The organism is Leptospira terpstrae serovar Hualin str. LT 11-33 = ATCC 700639 (genome assembly GCF_000332495.1).
Classification (GTDB): Bacteria; Spirochaetota; Leptospiria; order Leptospirales; family Leptospiraceae; genus Leptospira_A; species Leptospira_A terpstrae.
Window position 1 is genome coordinate 338,055 of record NZ_AOGW02000006.1, and the last position, 17,085, is coordinate 355,139.

19 protein-coding genes are annotated in these 17,085 nt (G+C 39.0%); 11 read left to right on the top strand and 8 right to left on the bottom strand.

Features of this window, described 5'->3' with window-relative positions; all coding sequences use genetic code 11:
- Window positions 1-714 carry an RluA family pseudouridine synthase gene (locus tag LEP1GSC203_RS03525; RefSeq protein ID WP_002972725.1) on the top strand — a complete coding sequence of 238 codons (714 nt, stop codon included), beginning with the start codon at window positions 1-3 and terminating at the stop codon, window positions 712-714.
- On the top strand, window positions 704-1,345 hold the full coding sequence (locus tag LEP1GSC203_RS03530) for an HAD family hydrolase (RefSeq protein WP_002972854.1): 642 nt from the start codon (window positions 704-706) through the stop codon (window positions 1,343-1,345). Before LEP1GSC203_RS03525 ends, LEP1GSC203_RS03530 begins: the two co-directional genes overlap by 11 nt.
- 7 nt (window positions 1,346-1,352) lie before the next feature.
- Here LEP1GSC203_RS03530 and LEP1GSC203_RS03535 read toward each other — a convergent pair whose 3' ends face one another.
- The 3 genes from LEP1GSC203_RS03535 to LEP1GSC203_RS19955 are packed head-to-tail and all read right to left on the bottom strand — an operon-like array spanning window position 1,353 to window position 3,896.
- On the bottom strand, window positions 1,353-2,282 hold the full coding sequence (locus LEP1GSC203_RS03535; protein WP_002972624.1) for a response regulator: 930 nt from the start codon (window positions 2,280-2,282) through the stop codon (window positions 1,353-1,355).
- Entirely contained in the window at window positions 2,279-3,322 is a 1,044-nt protein-coding gene (locus LEP1GSC203_RS19950) for a PAS domain-containing sensor histidine kinase (RefSeq protein WP_332248517.1), read from the bottom strand. The genes LEP1GSC203_RS03535 and LEP1GSC203_RS19950 overlap by 4 nt, the downstream gene beginning before the upstream one ends.
- Window positions 3,309-3,896, bottom strand: coding sequence for a PAS domain-containing protein (locus LEP1GSC203_RS19955; RefSeq protein ID WP_002972825.1), 588 nt, complete (start codon window positions 3,894-3,896; stop codon window positions 3,309-3,311). The genes LEP1GSC203_RS19950 and LEP1GSC203_RS19955 overlap by 14 nt, the downstream gene beginning before the upstream one ends.
- A 100-nt stretch (window positions 3,897-3,996) precedes the next feature.
- Between LEP1GSC203_RS19955 and LEP1GSC203_RS03545 the strand changes: the two genes are divergently transcribed.
- Both LEP1GSC203_RS03545 and rlmD read left to right on the top strand, forming a co-directional pair.
- A complete protein-coding gene (locus tag LEP1GSC203_RS03545) occupies window positions 3,997-5,070 on the top strand; it encodes a quinone-dependent dihydroorotate dehydrogenase (RefSeq protein ID WP_002972344.1) in 1,074 nt (357 codons plus the stop codon).
- A complete protein-coding gene (gene rlmD / locus LEP1GSC203_RS03550) occupies window positions 5,067-6,266 on the top strand; it encodes a 23S rRNA (uracil(1939)-C(5))-methyltransferase RlmD (RefSeq protein ID WP_002972502.1) in 1,200 nt (399 codons plus the stop codon). Before LEP1GSC203_RS03545 ends, rlmD begins: the two co-directional genes overlap by 4 nt.
- Here the strand turns inward: rlmD and LEP1GSC203_RS03555 are convergent.
- The 3 genes from LEP1GSC203_RS03555 to LEP1GSC203_RS03565 are packed head-to-tail and all read right to left on the bottom strand — an operon-like array spanning window position 6,259 to window position 9,473.
- On the bottom strand, window positions 6,259-7,812 hold the full coding sequence (locus tag LEP1GSC203_RS03555) for an FAD-dependent oxidoreductase (RefSeq protein ID WP_002972209.1): 1,554 nt from the start codon (window positions 7,810-7,812) through the stop codon (window positions 6,259-6,261). The genes rlmD and LEP1GSC203_RS03555 overlap by 8 nt on opposite strands.
- Before the next feature lies 1 nt (window position 7,813).
- Window positions 7,814-8,341, bottom strand: a complete 528-nt coding sequence (locus LEP1GSC203_RS03560; RefSeq protein WP_002972267.1) for a hypothetical protein — start codon at window positions 8,339-8,341, stop codon at window positions 7,814-7,816.
- Window positions 8,325-9,473 (bottom strand): nitrilase-related carbon-nitrogen hydrolase, encoded by a 1,149-nt coding sequence (locus LEP1GSC203_RS03565; RefSeq protein ID WP_002972543.1) that lies wholly within the window; start codon window positions 9,471-9,473, stop codon window positions 8,325-8,327. Before LEP1GSC203_RS03565 ends, LEP1GSC203_RS03560 begins: the two co-directional genes overlap by 17 nt.
- An 81-nt stretch (window positions 9,474-9,554) precedes the next feature.
- Between LEP1GSC203_RS03565 and LEP1GSC203_RS03570 the strand changes: the two genes are divergently transcribed.
- The 6 genes from LEP1GSC203_RS03570 to LEP1GSC203_RS03595 are packed head-to-tail and all read left to right on the top strand — an operon-like array spanning window position 9,555 to window position 15,554.
- Entirely contained in the window at window positions 9,555-10,763 is a 1,209-nt protein-coding gene (locus LEP1GSC203_RS03570; protein ID WP_002972713.1) for an argininosuccinate synthase, read from the top strand.
- A 1-nt stretch (window position 10,764) separates the two neighbouring features.
- A complete protein-coding gene (gene coaD / locus LEP1GSC203_RS03575) occupies window positions 10,765-11,247 on the top strand; it encodes a pantetheine-phosphate adenylyltransferase (RefSeq protein WP_002972644.1) in 483 nt (160 codons plus the stop codon).
- 18 nt (window positions 11,248-11,265) lie between these two features.
- Window positions 11,266-13,374: a cation:proton antiporter domain-containing protein gene (locus LEP1GSC203_RS03580; RefSeq protein WP_002972452.1), complete on the top strand. Its 2,109-nt coding sequence runs from the start codon at window positions 11,266-11,268 to the stop codon at window positions 13,372-13,374.
- A 42-nt stretch (window positions 13,375-13,416) separates the two neighbouring features.
- Window positions 13,417-13,830: a nucleoside-diphosphate kinase gene (locus LEP1GSC203_RS03585; protein WP_039937085.1), complete on the top strand. Its 414-nt coding sequence runs from the start codon at window positions 13,417-13,419 to the stop codon at window positions 13,828-13,830.
- Window positions 13,831-13,882: 52 nt separating this feature from the next.
- A complete protein-coding gene (locus tag LEP1GSC203_RS03590; RefSeq protein ID WP_002972149.1) occupies window positions 13,883-14,806 on the top strand; it encodes a polyprenyl synthetase family protein in 924 nt (307 codons plus the stop codon).
- The gene (locus LEP1GSC203_RS03595; protein ID WP_002972541.1) at window positions 14,787-15,554 is read left to right on the top strand and encodes a TlyA family RNA methyltransferase; all 768 of its coding nucleotides are present in this window, start codon (window positions 14,787-14,789) and stop codon (window positions 15,552-15,554) included. The genes LEP1GSC203_RS03590 and LEP1GSC203_RS03595 overlap by 20 nt, the downstream gene beginning before the upstream one ends.
- 11 nt (window positions 15,555-15,565) lie before the next feature.
- On the opposite strand, the gene LEP1GSC203_RS03600 is transcribed toward LEP1GSC203_RS03595, so the two are convergent.
- Window positions 15,566-15,931, bottom strand: coding sequence for a response regulator (locus tag LEP1GSC203_RS03600; protein ID WP_002972424.1), 366 nt, complete (start codon window positions 15,929-15,931; stop codon window positions 15,566-15,568).
- 49 nt (window positions 15,932-15,980) lie between these two features.
- On the opposite strand from LEP1GSC203_RS03600, the gene LEP1GSC203_RS03605 reads away from it, so the two are divergent.
- A complete protein-coding gene (locus LEP1GSC203_RS03605) occupies window positions 15,981-16,214 on the top strand; it encodes a ferredoxin (RefSeq protein WP_002972481.1) in 234 nt (77 codons plus the stop codon).
- Here LEP1GSC203_RS03605 and LEP1GSC203_RS03610 read toward each other — a convergent pair whose 3' ends face one another.
- Complete coding sequence (locus LEP1GSC203_RS03610) at window positions 16,215-17,084, bottom strand: alpha/beta fold hydrolase (protein ID WP_232225756.1); 870 nt, start codon at window positions 17,082-17,084, stop codon at window positions 16,215-16,217.
- Window position 17,085: the final 1 nt, after the last annotated feature.

Below are 17,085 nucleotides of genomic sequence, written 5' to 3' on the forward strand. Positions count from 1 at the left end.
ATGAAACAAAAGACCAATACCCGTTTTTTACCCAAAGGCCTTACCATTTTACATGAAGACCGCGACATTCTCATTGTAGACAAACCGGCGGGACTGCTCACAATCGCAACCGAATCTGAAAAATCAAAAACTGCCTATGCTGCCCTTATGGATTACGTGAAAAAAGGGAGCGATCGTTCTAAAAATAGAATCTTTATCGTTCATAGGTTGGATCGGGAAACATCGGGGATTTTGGTTTTTGCAAAAACAGAAACAGCAAAACAAACTCTTCAAGAATCCTGGGAGAAAACAAAAAAAATCTATCTTGCAGTTAGCCATGGAGTTTGGAAAGAAAAGGCAGGCACCATCCAATCTTTTCTTGTAGAATCCAAAGCACACCGTGTTTATTCTACCGACGAACCTGAGTTAGGAAAACTTTCCAAAACAAAATTCAAAGTATTAAAAGAAACCAACTTATATTCTTTATTGGAAATAGAACTACTTACTGGTCGCAAAAACCAAATTCGTGTCCACTTCTCAGACAAAAAACATCCCATCGTCGGCGATACAAAGTATGGAAACGATACAAAATCTTATCCTCGAATGGCATTACATTCTTTTTCAATCCAATTGACTCATCCGTTTTCCAAAGAATTACTTACATTTGAAACAAAAATCCCAAGTTTTATCTCAGGTCTTGTCGGTGGGTATGAAAGGAATGTAAATGAAACATAAAGGATTTATCTTCGATATGGATGGAGTTGTTGTTGATAACCATTCCTTTCATTTCAAAGCTTGGATGGAATTTTCTAAAAAGTATGATTTTCCACTAGATGCAGAAATCTATAGAGATACATTTAATGGCAAAACCAATGCTGACCTTTTCCGAATGATCTTTGGAAATATATCAGATCAAAAAATCAAACAGTATGGCGATGAAAAAGAAAGTTGGTACCAAGAATTATATAAAAACGAAATGAAACCCCATACTGGTCTTCTAGATTTTTTAAAATTTTTAAAAGACAATCATCTAAAGATTGCTCTTGGAACCTCAGCTCCCACAATGAATGTCAACTTCACGTTAGATTCTTTATCTCTTAGAGATTTTTTTGATGTGATTGTAGATGGACCAATGGTAAGTCAAGGCAAACCCCATCCGCAAGTCTATGAACTCTGTGCAAAAGGTTTGGGACTAAATCCTAAAGATTGTGTAGTGTTTGAAGATTCTCTAGCAGGTTTACAATCAGGGAAATCGGCAGGATGTTCCATTATTGGTGTGGCCACATCCCATACGGAACAAGAACTAAAAAGTCATGTAAGCCAAATCATCCGCGACTTCAATGATTCCACTGTCTTTCATTTATAAACAAATGTTATTCTTGAAAGTCGGTGAGTAAATTTCCTTGTTTGTTGGATAGGTCAATGCGAATGACGGCAGTCCTTCCTTCGTCAGTGTAAGAAAGATCATCAAATGACAATTTACGAGCCATAAAAATCCCACGACCATGCGTTTTGAAGGCATTTTTTGTCATTGCTTCCACCGACAAATACCTTTGCCAATCAAACCCTTTGCCTTGGTCACTCACACGAATTTCTATATGATGATCATTTTTTTCAAAAGTAACTTTAACAAATTTATCTTTGAATTCTGGAGTTTCTAACCTTCTAAAAATTTCTTCCATAAGTTTGTCGTTATCATGGAGTTCCGATTTTTCTTGATAGGATATACCCAAATTTCCATGTTCAATGGCATTGTTTAAAATTTCCATGATCCCAGTTAACACACGTTCGGGATCTGGACATGCATTGGCAAGAAGTGGTGCTAACTCATGTGACTCTCGAATGGAACGAATTCTAAACTCTCCAGTGATCATATGCCTAAGAGCTCCCATTCCTTTATGGAGGTCTTCTTTTGCACGTTGGAGTTTGATAAAGTGTTCTACTGCTGTTTGAACAATTCGAACCAATAAAGTTCTTGAGTAAGGTTTGGTAAGGTAATAAAAAGCTCCTGCATCCAATCCTTCTGTCATATCGGTGATGGAACTCATAGCAGTTTGGAAAATAACAGGAATGTCTTTATACTTTTCAGAGCGTTTGATTTTTTTTAAGAGTTCAATTCCATCCATCTTTGGCATGAGCCGATCCAAAATAATTGCATGAAACAATGTAGAATCAGAACTGAGGATTTGAAATGCTTCTTCCCCGTCTTTTGCTTTAACAACATTAAAACCTTTATCAGAAAGCGACTCGTCAATGATCATCAAATTGATCATTTCATCGTCTACTGCTAGTAAGTTAATCATCTGAGTCCTTCACGAGAACAAGGAATTAACATAGTAAAAATTGCTCCCCTTTCTTCATGGTTCTCGGCATACAACAACCCGTGGTGGTCATTGACAATTTCTCTGGAAATGGACAATCCGAGTCCCGTTCCTTTTGTTCCTGCTTTCACTTGTTTGGACTGGATGAACTTTTCAAAAATTTTATCCAAATCTTCTGGAGGAATGCCTGGTCCAAAGTCACGAATTTGTATTCCGATACCGTTCACATATGACTGAGTTTTTCTCGGAATAAATTCTCTTCGAACCATACTAATTTCAATATTAGTGTCATTTGGAATGAATTTTAATGCATTTGATAAAATATTTCGTATTACTTGTTGGATTCGCTCATAATCAAACTCTGCTTCCCAACGTTCTTCCTTATCTAGTAAAACAACTGTGATCCCCCTTTTTTCCAGGATTACACGCATTTCGTTGATTACAAATTTTGTAGTCTCTTTCAGGCAATTTTTTTCAAATAGATATCGCATTTTACCAGACTCTAGTTTGGCAATATCTAACAGATTTTCCAATAAACCTAACAATCGTTTTCCTGAAGAATCGATGATTTGAAAGTATTCTTTAATTTTTTCTGGTGGGACGGAAGCTGATTTTTCTTCCCCCAGTTCTGCATAACTCAAAATTGCATGGATAGGTGTTTTTAGTTCGTGAGAGATATTGGCGAGAAAAAGTGATTTCATATAGGATGCTTCTTCTGCAATATTTTTGGACATTTTTAAGTCCATAGTTTGGCTTTCTACCAAATCTTCTAAATGATTTCTATATTGATAAAGTTCTTCTTCTTGTTGTTTCCGAAGACTAATGTCACGCAAAATTCCCGTAAACATTTTCCCAGTTTTGGTTTTGAATTCACCCACGGACAATTCACAAGGGAATATTTCACCTGACTTTCGTTGTGCGACTAGTTCCCTTCCCACACCAATGATATGTTGTACACCTGTTTCTTTATATCTTTTCAGGAAAGTATCATGTTTGTTTCTATACCCATCAGGAATAATAATCGTAACATTTTTTACCGATTACTTCTTCATGACTATAACCAAATGTTTTCTCAGCAGTTTTATTAAAAAATTGAATAATTCCTTCATCGTTGATAATGATAATGGAATCGGCAGCATTCTGTGCCATGGAAAGAAATCTAGATTCACTTTCTAAAAATGCATTTTCTAATCGTTTTCTTTCTGTGATGTCCCGATGATTGGACATGATGTATCCTTCATACAAAACCACAAATCGAACTTCCACATGACGAATGTTTGGTTCAACTCCATAAGAATACTCTTTCCAAAACACCTGACTTTTTTTCTCAGATAAATAAGCCAGAGCTTCTGCAGTGATTTCACGAAGGTATGTGGGAAGGCCTTCATCTATATGTTTACCTAAAAGGGTCTCAGGTTTGTCTCCAATGTTCACAAATCGGGAAGTTTTATAATCAACAATGATTCCATCGCGATTGATTTTAAGCCAAAAGTCTGGATTGGACCGGAGAAGGTTTTCCAATTCCCGTAACACAGCTTCCGCTGGAAAGTCGGAAGGATTCTGCCAAATCCGGGAAAATGAAGAATTAAGTGCCATTCTGTAAAGTCCTGATAATGAATCTCTGAAAGATCGCTATTTTCGGAAAGAAATTGTAAGAAATGACGGTGAAAAAAGAATCAACGTAAGGATTCTCCTCTTGTTCTACAATCACCTCATCAAACCAATCCTGTTTCATTTAGATCCAGAATCGGCACACCATCTTGTGTCAGGTTTCCTTTCGCTTTCCCAAAAGATTCCATTTTTCCATAAAACTCTTTCCTCTCTTTTTGAATACAAATCAGAAAGATTAAAACAGACCATCCAAGGAATTCAGTTTCCCAATCCATTAGGACTTGCAGCAGGATTTGATAAAACTACGGAACTTTTTCCCACAATGATCCATATGGGATTTGGATTCATCGAAGTGGGTACCATCACTGCGAAAGAACAACCAGGCAATGAAAAACCTCGTCTCTTTCGTTATCCCACACAAAAGGCACTCATCAACCGGATGGGATTCAACAACCCTGGTGCCGATATGGCAGAATCCAATTTAAAGAACCAACAAAAAGACGGAGTTCGTGGGATCAATGCTGGCAAATCCAAAGTCACAGAATTAGAAAATGCGGTAAGTGATTATGTATATACTTTAAAAAAATTAGTTCCTTATGGGGACTATGCTGTGATCAATATTAGTTCACCGAATACTCCAGGATTACGTTCTCTCCAAACCAAAAAAAGTCTCATCGAACTCATCGAAGGAATCCAATCTGCATTTGAAGGAAAATTTCCCATTCCTTTGTATTTAAAATTTGCTCCTGATTTGTCAGAAGAAGAGTTAGTGGAAAATCTAAAAGTTTGTTTGGATTATAAAATTAATGGTGTCATTCTCACCAACACTACATTAGATAAAAAAATACTCAGGGAAGATAATCCCCCAGAAGGAGGACTCTCCGGTGGACCACTCTTCGAAAAATCCCTTCGCTTTGTATCCATTGCTTACAAAACTCTCAAAGGAAAAATTCCGATTATCGGTGTGGGAGGAATTGACTCTGGAGAAAAAGCTCTCCGAATGATGGAAGCAGGTGCCAACCTCATTCAAATTTATACTGCTTATATTTATGAAGGACCATTCCTACCTTACCAAATTTGTTGTTACCTAGACAAAGCGGTGAAAGAAAAAGGTCTCTCCCATATCTCCGAACTTATAGGAACCGGAAACTCATTATGACAACAACAAAACCCGGTGGAAAAATCTGTACACACTTCGGAACATGCGGTGGATGTAATTACTTAGATATTGATTACACCAAAGAACTTCGAAAAAAAGAACAGAACATTAAAGAACTTTTTAAAACCTATCGCCACTTAGAATTTCGTACCATTGTTCCCAGTCCCTCTCCTGAATTTTACAGGCACAAAATCCAACTTCCTTTTGGAAGGAGGATTATAGGAAACAAAACCCTTCTGACTTTAGGTCTCTTCAATAAAGAATCCACATTTGTCCTAGACCAAACTGAATGCGATATCCAAGATCCAGGTCTTACTGAAATTGCTCTGGCCGTCAAACAATGGGCTAGGCGAGAAGGTCTTCTCCCTTATAACGAAAAATCCAAACGGGGAATGATGAAGTATCTTGTAGCAAGAAAATCCTTTTCTACAGGGGAAATCATTCTTGGACTTGTGACTGCTAAGGAAGACCTTCCCCATGCTAAAGATGCTTCCAAGAGACTCCACACAGCCATCCAGAACCGCATTGGAAAAACTGGCAAACTCGGAAAAATTGTTGGGATCATTCAAAATATCAATACGCGACATACTACAATGGCATTAGGCCGCGAAGAACATTTGTTATGGGGTAGACCTTATATCCATGAACATTTTGGAAAACATAAATTCCGCGTTGGCCTTTCCACTTTTTTACAAGTAAACCCCATCCAAACTCCGAGTTTATACAACTTAGTACTCGATGAAATTGAACCAGAAGCCAGAGTGATTGATGCTTATTCCGGAATTGGAACCATTTCCTTTTGGATTTCAGGAAACTGTAAAGAAGTAATGGGGATCGAAGAAAATCCAAACTCTCATAGAACGGCTCTCGAATCGATTAAATACAATCACGTACATAACGTACGGTTTCGCAAAGGGAGAGTGGCCGAAGTATTGCCTTCCCTATTTGGAAAAAACTACGACACCTTAGTTCTTGACCCGCCACGTAATGGCCTCGGTGCCGAAGTGGCCGAAACCATTTTAGGAATGGGATTTAAAAAAATTGTCTATGTATCTTGTGATCCAATGAGTCTGAGAGAAGACACAAATTTACTGGCAAGACAGTACTTTTTAAATTCTGTTCAACCAGTTGATATGTTCCCAAGAACTGATCATGTGGAAACAGTAGCAGTATTTAGAAATAAAAATCTCACATAACATCCATTACAAATTCAGAGGCTTTTTTACTAAAAGCCATAATGGTAAAACTGGGATCCACACTCACTCCTGTAGGAAATACAGAAGAGTCAGCTACAAACAAATTTTGAAATCCGTGGACTTGGTGGCGAGAATTCACCACTGAATTTTCTGGCGAATTTCCCATCCGACAACCTCCCGCTGGGTGAGGAGCTGCCATCGGAAATTCAGCAGGCCGCCATGCAAGGGCATCGATTTCTTCTTTTTTAGGTAGTTTAGAATATTTCCTTAGTTTCATCCCAGCAAGGAATACTTCTTTCGCTCCGGCTTCAAAGTTTAACTTCATTTGTTTATAAGTAAGATCGCTAAAGATTTGTTTGGTGATTTTTCCGAACGGATAATGAATTTTACGTTTTCCAGAAAAATCCACTTCGATGGAACCAAGTTCACCATCCACATCATCAATCCAGCCGATTGTTCCGCCTAAATGTTCCATTTGTTTCATATAATGAAAGTGTTCTTTTCCAAAACTTGGTATGAGGGCTGCAAGTGTTGCCGGTTGCAATTGGTTTGGCATAAGCATATACCCACCTTCACGGTATTTTCCATTTTGGTAACGTGCCAAACGAAATCCTTCCACTCCATAGGCCGCCGGAATATTACGCCACTGGATGATAGGTTCTTCATATAACGCATGTACCATGGGAGATGGATTGATCGCAAGGAATTGTCCGAGTGCGGGTAATCGTTTCTTTAAACCGTTACGAAGTAAAAAAGTAGAACTTCCAAAACCTCCAGCGGAAACACAAACGGCTTTTGCTTGAAAGGAAACTCTTGTGGCCGTTGGTCTTAAGGTGCGCCGATCGATGACAACGGCTTCAAGCCCAGTGACTTTTTGGCCAACATATACTAATTTTTCTGCCCGAAGGTCAGTATAAACATCAGTTCCTAGTTGTACTGCTCTCGGAATATGAGTTACTAGCTGCGACTGTTTGGCACCGAATAGACAACCTTGCATACAATGGCCGGATTTTTGGCAGTTTTTTCGTGCTTGGGGAACCGCATGCCCTTCCCAACCTAATCGTTGTGAGGCTCCACGAAACAAACGATTCATAGGATTAAAATATTCTTCACCGGCTGGCGTAACATGAAGATCCGATTCCAGTTCCGGCCAAAAGGATTTTAAATCTTCCGGTAAGTGGTGTTCAATTCCATATTTACGGTTCCAGAGTAACAATCGGTCTTCGGGTGTGCGGTAACTGTCTGCCCAGTAGTGGACTGATGCCCCACCCAAATTGTTTCCATACACAAGGTTGATTCCACCATCTGCAGTGGTGTGAAAGTTTCTCTCTGCAGAAACCTTTCCTCCCATATTCAACTCATTGTTGTCAAAAGTTCCCGTATGGTAGTTTCCTCCCTGTTCGATGAGGGCTACTTTGAATCCTTTTTTGGAAAGTTCGTAGGCCATGGTAGACCCACCGCACCCAGAACCAATCACCACAACATCAACGGTAATGGTTTCCTTTGGTTGGTAGGATTTATAATCACGATAGACTCCCGATTTCATATTATACCCCGTTTCCTTTCACTAAATTTTGGTAGTGGATTCTTGCTTCACTCCACTTCTCAGGAGGATTGGCAAAGGGACCAGGATAGGAAATCGAATTCCAAGTGGACTTATGACCGTAGTAAACAAGACAAACCAATAGTTTTAAATTCCCTACCACTGCCCTGAGAATATCAGAGTCTGTTTCTGCCAATGTGGATAGAAGGTTTTCCCTTTTTACCAAAGTAAGGTTCGAAAAAAAACTAAAATGTCCATAGAGCAGAGGGATATATTCCAAAACCATCACTGCGGAATGAAAATCTTCCTGAATTTCCTCAGACACAAAGTATAATTCTTCATCCAATCTTCGCATAACATTTGCTTCTTCTAAGTTTGGCATTCCTGGTTCTGTAATTGGTAGAACTACTTCGGAAAAAGCAGCGACTGTTTTTGTTTCCGATTCACTAAAATAGAAATACCGGATTTTGGATTTGATGCCCGCACAAAATAGCAAAAGTGCGAGAAAGGATTTTCTAGAGAAAGAGTACATACATTCTTCCTTGGGTTTTTTCTTCTTTGACAACATTGATTACCGGTTTACCACCGAGAGATAAAAAGGCATCTCCACCTGCTTTCAGATCCCAAATTTCTCCCCGGAAAAATACATTAATTCCGGCTTTAACCTTAGGATCTTTCAAACGACCAGCCATGGCATATTTTTTCCATGCTGTTCGTTCCGATATCAAACCAATATCCTTCTTTTCTATATCTTTCGGATTCGCATAACCGTTGTAACCATTCCATTTAGTTGTCCAGGCATCAGCAGGTGCCACAAAAGAAGGAACGGCCAAAAGTTCTGCTTCCGATTTTTGTAATTCCTCATACACTTCAGGAAACCAAGAATCAGCACAAACCATCGTATATAACTTACCGAGAGAGGTTTGATAAGTAGGGTTTTCTTCTAATTTTCCTTCTTTTAAAAATTCTTTCTCCTCGATAATGGGAAAGAGTTTACGAACGATTTGGTCATCCACTTGTCCATCGGGATGAAAATAAAAACTTACGTTTTCCAAAGGGCCATCGGTGGGAGTGATTTTTCCTTCAATGACTTTGGGATGAGGGAGGACAATGGAACCTGCTACAATTGCTACCCTATATTCGCGTGCAAGTCTAAGAAACACAGATTGGTATCTGTCAGACATCTGCCAAGCCTTCATCCGAAATAGTGTTTCTTTCAAACTATCTGCAGAGTAAGAATTACTAAATAGATAATGCCAAAGAAAGGAACCTAGGTTTTGTTTTACGAGTACTTCCATAGCCTCTTGGATTGTATTCGTTGCAAAAATAGATTTGTCTTCGGCTGTCACTACAAGCCAAGTTCCGATATATTCCGGAAGGACGATGATACTGCGATCGACAAAGAGAAGTTCCTTCTCTTTCGCCATTTGAAAGTAATCGCGTAAGGCGAGATAAAAACTATCTTCTGTTGCGTAGCTGTACTGATTGAGATAGGGTTCCATCCCTACAAAACTTCCACGTTTACCCGTTCCCACTGTTTGGATGTAAACTTTTGGTTTGGGTAGGAACTTCGTGATTTCCTCTTGAGGTACAACTTGCTTTTGGCACTGGATCGTAAAAATGCTGAGGCTTACAAAAACTGAGAAAGAAACGAAAAAACGCATCCACCAAATCTACTACACAATTTCGTTTCAGACAATATTTAATTGTGTTCTTAGTTTTTTCTTTTATTTTGACCTTATTCTATGAAAGAGAAACCTGCTCCCAAAAAAATCGTTCTCGCTTACTCCGGTGGACTAGATACTTCCGTCATCCTTGCTTGGTTAAAAGATACTTACGGTTGTGAAGTCATTGCTTTTTGTGCCGATGTTGGTCAAAAAGAAGAGCTAACCGGTCTCGAAGAAAAAGGTAAAAATACAGGAGCTTCTAAAGTCTACATCCAAGACCTTCGTTTGGAATTTGCACGTGACTTTATTTTCCCCGCCATTCGCGGAAATGCAATTTATGAAATGCGTTATCTTTTAGGAACTTCTTTAGCAAGACCACTCATTGCCAAAGCAATGGCAGAAGTGGCTACCAAAGAAGGAGCCGACGCTTTTTCTCACGGCGCCACAGGAAAAGGAAATGACCAAGTTCGTTTTGAACTTACTTTCAAAGCCCTTTCCCCAAATTTACAAATCATTGCCCCTTGGAGGACTTGGGATTTTGGTGGCCGAGCTGATCTTATTGAATACGCAAAGAAAAAAGGAATCCCTGTTCCCGTAACAGCCGCTAAACCTTATAGTATGGATAGAAATTTAATGCACCTTTCATTTGAAGGTGGAATTTTGGAAGATCCATTCAATGAACCTAAAGAAGATATGTTTATCTTAACGGTTTCTCCTGAAAAAGCTCCCGACAAACCAACTTACTTGGAATTGGATTTTGAAAATGGGGACTGCGTTTCTATCGATGGAAAAAAAATGAATCCACTCGAAGTGATGGAGACATTAAACGATTTAGGTGGAAAAAACGGAGTCGGAAGAGTAGACATTGTAGAAAACCGACTCGTAGGAATAAAATCTCGTGGTGTTTATGAAACCCCAGGCGGAACCATTTTACACATTGCCCACCGCGATTTAGAATCCATCACTCTCGACCGAGACACCCAACACAAAAAAGACGAACTTTCTCAAGAATTTGCTCGTTATATTTACAATGGCCAATGGTATTCCAACCAAATGAATGCTCTACGAGCATATATGGATTACACACAAAAATACGTAAACGGTACTATTCGCATTAAATTGTATAAAGGTAATTGTACAGTAGTGGGACGTAAATCCAACAAATCTCTGTACAACGCTGGACTTTCCACTTTTGAAAAAGAAGAGTTGTACAATCAGTACGATGCCGAAGGGTTTATCAACCTTTACGGACTTCCTATGAAAGAGTGGGCTAGGGTAAACAAGTAAGATGAAAAATATCGCCGTATATCCAGGTTCTTTTGATCCGTTCACCAACGGTCATCTCGACATCATACGGCGAGCCCATCCGTTATTTGAAGAGATCATCATTGCGGTAGCCATTAACTCTAAAAAAAGCTCTCTTTTTTCACCAGAAGAAAGGGTAGAAATGATCGGAAAAGTTTTTAAGGGATGGGATAAAATCAAAATCGATTCTTTTGAAGGTCTCACCGTAGATTATTGCAAAGAAAAGAATTCACGTGTCATTTTGCGGGGACTACGGGCAGTAACGGATTTTGATTACGAATATGCGATTTCTCTTATGAATAAAAAATTAGCCCCAGAAATCGAAACTTATTTCTTAATGGCAGACAATGAGTACTCCTTTGTATCCTCGACAATCGTCAAAGAAGTAGCAAGACATGGAAGAGCTGTATCCAACCAAGTCCCAGATATTGTGGGCGATGCCCTTACAAAAAAATTCTCCGTTTAAGGCGAAAATGAGGATTCTATGAGAACACGTTCCACTTTTTTTTATGGCTTCACCTTACTTCTATTTGGTTCCCTTGGTTACTTTCTTTTGCAAGCGGGAAGTTTACTGGAAGTTGCTAAAAACATAGCCTCCGTCTCAAATGAACATTTAGACACTGAGAATTTCTTTAACCGATTCCACCACCCACTAGCTCTTCTTTTCCTACAAATCATAATCGTATGTGGATCGGCACGATTTGTTGGGTATGTATTTTCTAGAAAACTAAAACAACCATCTGTTATGGGAGAGATCGTTGCAGGGATTTTGCTTGGGCCATCCCTTCTCGGCTATTACTTCCCAGAAACCATGGGATTTTTGTTTCCACCTGCCAGTCTTCCCACACTCGGAACACTCAGCCAAATTGGTTTAGTTCTTTTTATGTTTATCATTGGGATGGAACTTGATTTATCCGTTCTCAAAACCAAAGCCCACTCAGCCATCATTATCAGTCATGCGAGCATCATATTTCCTTTCTTTTTAGGAATGATTCTGGCTTACTATTTTTATACAGATTATGCTCCTGAAAATGTAGGATTTTTATCTTTTTCACTCTTTATGGGAATTGCGATGAGTATCACCGCTTTCCCGGTACTGGCAAGAATCTTACAGGAAAGGAACCTCACAAGGACACCACTCGGTGCCATGGTTCTCACTTGTGCTGCTGCCGATGATATTACTGCTTGGATCTTACTTGCGATCATTGTTACCATCTCCAAAGCCGGAAACCTGAATACAGCTCTTTTCACGATTGGTTTATCCTTCGCTTACATACTCACTATGATTTATTTGGTTGCCCCCTTTCTCAAACGATTAGGTTCCATTTACATCTCCCGTGAAAACCTAACAAGAACAGCTGTGGCCCTCATCCTAATGATTTTATTCCTATCCTCACTCACAACGGAGGTGATTGGAATCCATGCCTTATTTGGAGCCTTTCTTGCCGGTGTGATTATGCCAGCAGAAGGAAATTTAAAGAAACTCATCGCGGAAAAAATTGAAGACCTTGCAGTCATTTTGTTTTTACCGATTTTCTTTGTTATCACTGGACTGAGAACAGAAATAGGCCTCCTCAACGGTTCCCACCTATGGTTGGTCTTTGGTTTGGTGATCCTTGTTGCCGTAGTGGGAAAATTTGTGGGAAGTGCCTTTGCTGCCAAAATTGCGGGTTCCAACTGGGAGGATTCTCTTTCGATTGGTGCTCTAATGAATACACGTGGCCTTATGGAACTTGTGGTACTTAATATTGGATATGATCTCGGAATCTTAAGTCCAGAAATCTTTGCTGTATTTGTTCTAATGGCGCTTGTAACCACTCTCTCCACAGGTCCACTCCTAGATGGAATCCAAAAGTTTTTCTCCAAGCAAGAAAAACTAATTCCAACAGAAAAACCAGCCGACCACAAGTTACGAGTGTTAGTGGCATTTGCCCAAGAAAAAATGGGAAAAAGTTTGGTTCGTTTTGCTTATTCTCTATCAGGAAACCAAAAGAAAAACTTAGAAATCACTGCACTTCACATTTCACCAAACGATTCGCTTTCTAATGAAGAAATCCGACGTTATCGCGATGCAAGTTTTGAAGCCATTCGCCAAACAGGCTCTAGTATGGGAATCCAAGTCCAAACAGAATATCGTATCACAGACAATGTTACATATGAAATTGTCAACTTTGCAAAAATTAAACATACTGATATTCTGCTGATTGGTGCTGCTAAACCTCTATTTTCCCGCAGTTATACGGGTGGAAAAATCAAAGGGATTCTAAACTATTGCCCGGCAACGGTCGGAGTACTCATAGACAATGGCCTCGAATCCGTAGAAAAAGTGGCTATTCTTTATAAAGGTGAAAAAGACCCCATTCTAGGTTTTGCCCAAAAACTAACTTCACTCAAAGGAATGAAGTCGAACAAAATCAAAGTAGAAGACCTGTTACAACCAGAAACAGATTTGAATCCTTACCCAATTGCTCTGAATAAAATCACAGGATTTTCACTGATTCTCATAGATCTGAATGTTTGGGAAGAAATGGGATTTGAAAAAATGGATCTTCTCCCCACTTCTTTTCTTTTGGTTCGTTTTTTAGCCACTTAAAGATTCGATTGCTTTTTTCGGTTTCTCCAAGCTTTTGGAGATATGGAAAGAACTTTTATCATGCTTAAACCCGATGCTGTGAAAAACAAACACATCGGTGACATCCTTCAAAGAATTGAAAAAGAAGGATTTAAAATCCTAGGAATGAAATTCCTAAAACTCAGTCTCGAAGACGCAAAACAATTTTACGCGGTTCACGCAGCTCGTCCATTTTACAATGACCTTTGCTCTTATATGGCTTCTGGTCCGATCGTTGCTTGCGCTCTTGAAAGAGACAACGCGGTAGCACATTGGAGAGATGTCATTGGTGCTACTGACCCGAAAGAAGCGAAAGCTGGAACTATCCGTGCACTCTTTGCAGAAAGCAAGGAAGCAAATGCCGTTCACGGTTCTGACTCTGTTGCAAACGCACTTCAAGAAATTGCGTTTTTCTTCAAAGGGTATGAACTTAACTAAGTTCGAACAAAAACAAAGATCGGTTCTTTAGGTAGAACCGGTCCTGTACAAAGTGCCAACTCACCTTTCAAATATTCTAAAAAAATCCAAACAACTTTTTGATTCTTTTTTTGAATCCTATACCAAAGAATTATTTTCTCCAAAAACTCGCATAACAGACGCTTGTATGTACAGCCTCAGTGCTGGTGGAAAACGAATCCGACCCATTTTTGTAATTAATTCTTTTTTTAATCCAGAAGATTTGTTGAAAGAGTCAGATCACAAAAAACATAAGTCTGTATATTTGGCTTCTCTAGCTGTAGAATGTATTCATACTTATTCTTTGATCCATGATGACCTACCAGCTATGGACAATGACGACACTCGGCGAGGTTTGCCTACCTGCCATATTCAATTTGATGAAGCAACCGCAATCCTTGCTGGAGACACTCTTAATTCCCTTAGTTTCTATCTCTTGTCTTTACTGGATTCCAAAGACCCCAATACCATTCGCGACTCCATTCAAATCCTTCACCAAGGTGCTGGTATTCGAGGAATGATCCTTGGGCAAATGGAAGATATTGAAGAAGAAAAAAATCCAAGCTACAAGGATCTAGAATCTAAACTTACTTCGATTCATGAAAAAAAGACCGGTGCTTTGATAGAGGCTTCCTTTCGTTTGGGCAACCGTCTCCGTCCTGATTGGAAAGAAAGAGAAGCTGTTCTTTCTAGTTATGCGAAAGAAATTGGATTATTATTCCAAATCACCGATGATATTCTAGATGTGGAAGGAAATCTGCAGGAACTGGGAAAAACTCCAGGAAAAGATGCCAAAGCCGGAAAACTCACCTATCCAGGTCTTTACGGAATGAATACTGCCAAAAAGTTAAGAGATGAATCTGTAGAAAAAGCAATTACACTTGTATCCGCATTACCATCACTTAACAATGAATTCTTTTTAGGATTACCTAAATACATTGCCGAAAGAAAAAATTAGACTCGATGACTACCTCGTTCGCGAAGGTTATGCGATTGATATAAAATTTGCTCAATCGTTAGTTCTCTCCGGTTCTGTCCTAGTAAATGATGTAGTAGTTTCCAAAGTGGGAACAAACATCACACCAAAAGACATTGTGCGTACGAAAGAAAAAATCAAAACTTATGTTTCTCGCGGTGCCTATAAACTTCTCGGAGCATTTGATTCTTTTCCCGATGCCAATGTCCAAAACAAAACCTGTATTGATTTAGGTTCTTCTACTGGTGGATTTTGTCAGGTTCTTCTAGAAAAAGGGGCCTCACGTGTCATCGCCGTGGATGTTGGTTACGGGCAATTGGCGCAAAAAATTGCAAACGATCCCAAAGTTACAGTCTTTGACCGTACCCATTTAAAAGACCTTACCATTACTCAGTTGGATCCTTTAACACCTGAAACTTGGATCACAATGGATTTGAGTTTTATTTCTCTTGTGCCGGTCTTTGGATCACTCGTTACTTTATTTCGATCCAGTCCCAAAATTGTTTGGGAAGGGATTTCGTTATTCAAACCACAATTTGAAGTCCATCCTTCGCAATTGGACCGAGGAGTTTTGAAAGATTCGCATAAGATTGGCTATACGATAAGGTCTGTATGGCATAAAATAAAAAGGATAGATTCTAAACTAAAATTTTTGGGACTTGCTGAGTCTCCCATCCAAGGTGCAGATGGGAATCGAGAATTTTTAATTCGCTGGGAATGGAAAGGTTAAGGATAAAAAACTTAAACTGTAAAACCGGACACAGCTTCTTTTAGTTGGTCTGTAGTAAATGGTTTCATCAAGTATGCATACGATGGATTTTGATTGATTCTCTGTTTTGCAGCATCGTCTAAAAACCCGGTCAAAAACAAAACAGGTACAGAGAACTGTTCCCTCAATGACTCAGCTGTATCAATTCCATCTAATGAACCTTCCAGATTGATGTCCATTAGGATGAGATCCGGAACTTTTTCCGAAACTATTTGGAAGGCCTCATCCCCGGAAGGTACAACTGCGATCACATGAAAACCAAAAGATTCGATTTTCTGTTTGATGTTGAGTCCGAGGAAGGGTTCATCCTCAACGATGAGGATGTTCTTTTTCGTCATATATGCTTTATTTTATAAGGGGGGGTCTGTTAAAAAGTAAAAATACTCTATGGCTGATAAAAGTATCAAACAACCCGAAAATGTCCCAGGAAAATACTATGTCGACCAGACCTGTGTGCCTTGTAACGACTGTATTAAGGAAGCCCCTAACCTTTTACAGTACAGCGCCGACGAAAGTCACATATTTGTCAAAAAACAACCAACTAACCAAAATGAGGAAAAACAGGCAAAAGCGGCCATGGCGATGTGTCCCGTGGATGCAATTGGCGATGATGGCGAGTAATTAAGTATTATAGAATATTCTGATATTACTTGCGACCACTTCTGGTTTTTCCAAATGAATTGCATGCCTAACTTTCGGAATCCAAACTAATTTACTTTTTTTGATATAGGATTTCATTTTTTTCATCATAAATGGCGGGGTGATTTGGTCTTCTGACCCAGCCAAAATCAAAGTAGGAATTTGAATCCCCTTCATTTTTGAATCAAAAAAAATCTCATCCTCTCGTCTTAAGGTATTTTCCTGTAAATACTCATTTGGTTTTCCATTCCAAATAGTAACAAGTGTATGGCGAAATAAAAATCCAGGCTCGGGAAATTCTTCGCCATAAAGATAACGAAGAAGTAAAACCACTTGTTTTTCCGTTTTTGGAAATAGTATTTTTCGCATTCTTTCTCTTTCGGGATGAGGAATCCCACCCGGTGCCAAGAGAATTAATTTCTGAACTCTTTTTTGGATGTCTTGTAATACTAAATGTTGTGAAGTAAGACCTCCCATCGAGTGTCCTACCAAACAAATGTCTTTTAATTCTAATTTTTGAAAACACTCCAATAGTAAGTCTGCCCAAACATCTATTTGGTATAAATATTTTACTAATGGTAATTTACTTTTTCCATATCCTGGCAAATCAAACACGTAAAGTGGATAACCATCATTTAACAGTTCTTTAATGACTCGGCGAAACCCAAAACTCTCATCGAGCAAACCATGCAAAAAAACTATCGGTTTTTGGTTGCCATTTCCAAATTTCCAATAAAAGATTTTATGTCCGCCCATATCAACGAAACAGGGAATTCCACCCATATTTTTCATTGATTTACGTCTCTGGAATTGATAGTTTCTAAAAAGGCTTCGGTAAACGTATTTAATCATA

Bases quoted from the DNA above. Each gene is read 5' to 3' on its own strand.
- LEP1GSC203_RS03525 (WP_002972725.1), top strand. From the start codon at position 1: ATGAAACAAAAGACCAATACCCGTTTTTTACCCAAAGGCCTTACCATT.
- LEP1GSC203_RS03530 (WP_002972854.1), top strand. From the start codon at position 704: ATGAAACATAAAGGATTTATCTTCGATATGGATGGAGTTGTTGTTGAT.
- LEP1GSC203_RS03535 (WP_002972624.1), bottom strand. From the start codon at position 2,282: ATGATTAACTTACTAGCAGTAGACGATGAAATGATCAATTTGATGATC.
- LEP1GSC203_RS19955 (WP_002972825.1), bottom strand. From the start codon at position 3,896: ATGGCACTTAATTCTTCATTTTCCCGGATTTGGCAGAATCCTTCCGAC.
- rlmD (WP_002972502.1), top strand. From the start codon at position 5,067: ATGACAACAACAAAACCCGGTGGAAAAATCTGTACACACTTCGGAACA.
- LEP1GSC203_RS03555 (WP_002972209.1), bottom strand. From the start codon at position 7,812: ATGAAATCGGGAGTCTATCGTGATTATAAATCCTACCAACCAAAGGAA.
- LEP1GSC203_RS03560 (WP_002972267.1), bottom strand. From the start codon at position 8,341: ATGTACTCTTTCTCTAGAAAATCCTTTCTCGCACTTTTGCTATTTTGT.
- LEP1GSC203_RS03565 (WP_002972543.1), bottom strand. From the start codon at position 9,473: ATGCGTTTTTTCGTTTCTTTCTCAGTTTTTGTAAGCCTCAGCATTTTT.
- LEP1GSC203_RS03570 (WP_002972713.1), top strand. From the start codon at position 9,555: ATGAAAGAGAAACCTGCTCCCAAAAAAATCGTTCTCGCTTACTCCGGT.
- coaD (WP_002972644.1), top strand. From the start codon at position 10,765: ATGAAAAATATCGCCGTATATCCAGGTTCTTTTGATCCGTTCACCAAC.
- LEP1GSC203_RS03580 (WP_002972452.1), top strand. From the start codon at position 11,266: ATGAGAACACGTTCCACTTTTTTTTATGGCTTCACCTTACTTCTATTT.
- LEP1GSC203_RS03585 (WP_039937085.1), top strand. From the start codon at position 13,417: ATGGAAAGAACTTTTATCATGCTTAAACCCGATGCTGTGAAAAACAAA.
- LEP1GSC203_RS03600 (WP_002972424.1), bottom strand. From the start codon at position 15,931: ATGACGAAAAAGAACATCCTCATCGTTGAGGATGAACCCTTCCTCGGA.
- LEP1GSC203_RS03605 (WP_002972481.1), top strand. From the start codon at position 15,981: ATGGCTGATAAAAGTATCAAACAACCCGAAAATGTCCCAGGAAAATAC.
- LEP1GSC203_RS03610 (WP_232225756.1), bottom strand. From the start codon at position 17,084: ATGATTAAATACGTTTACCGAAGCCTTTTTAGAAACTATCAATTCCAG.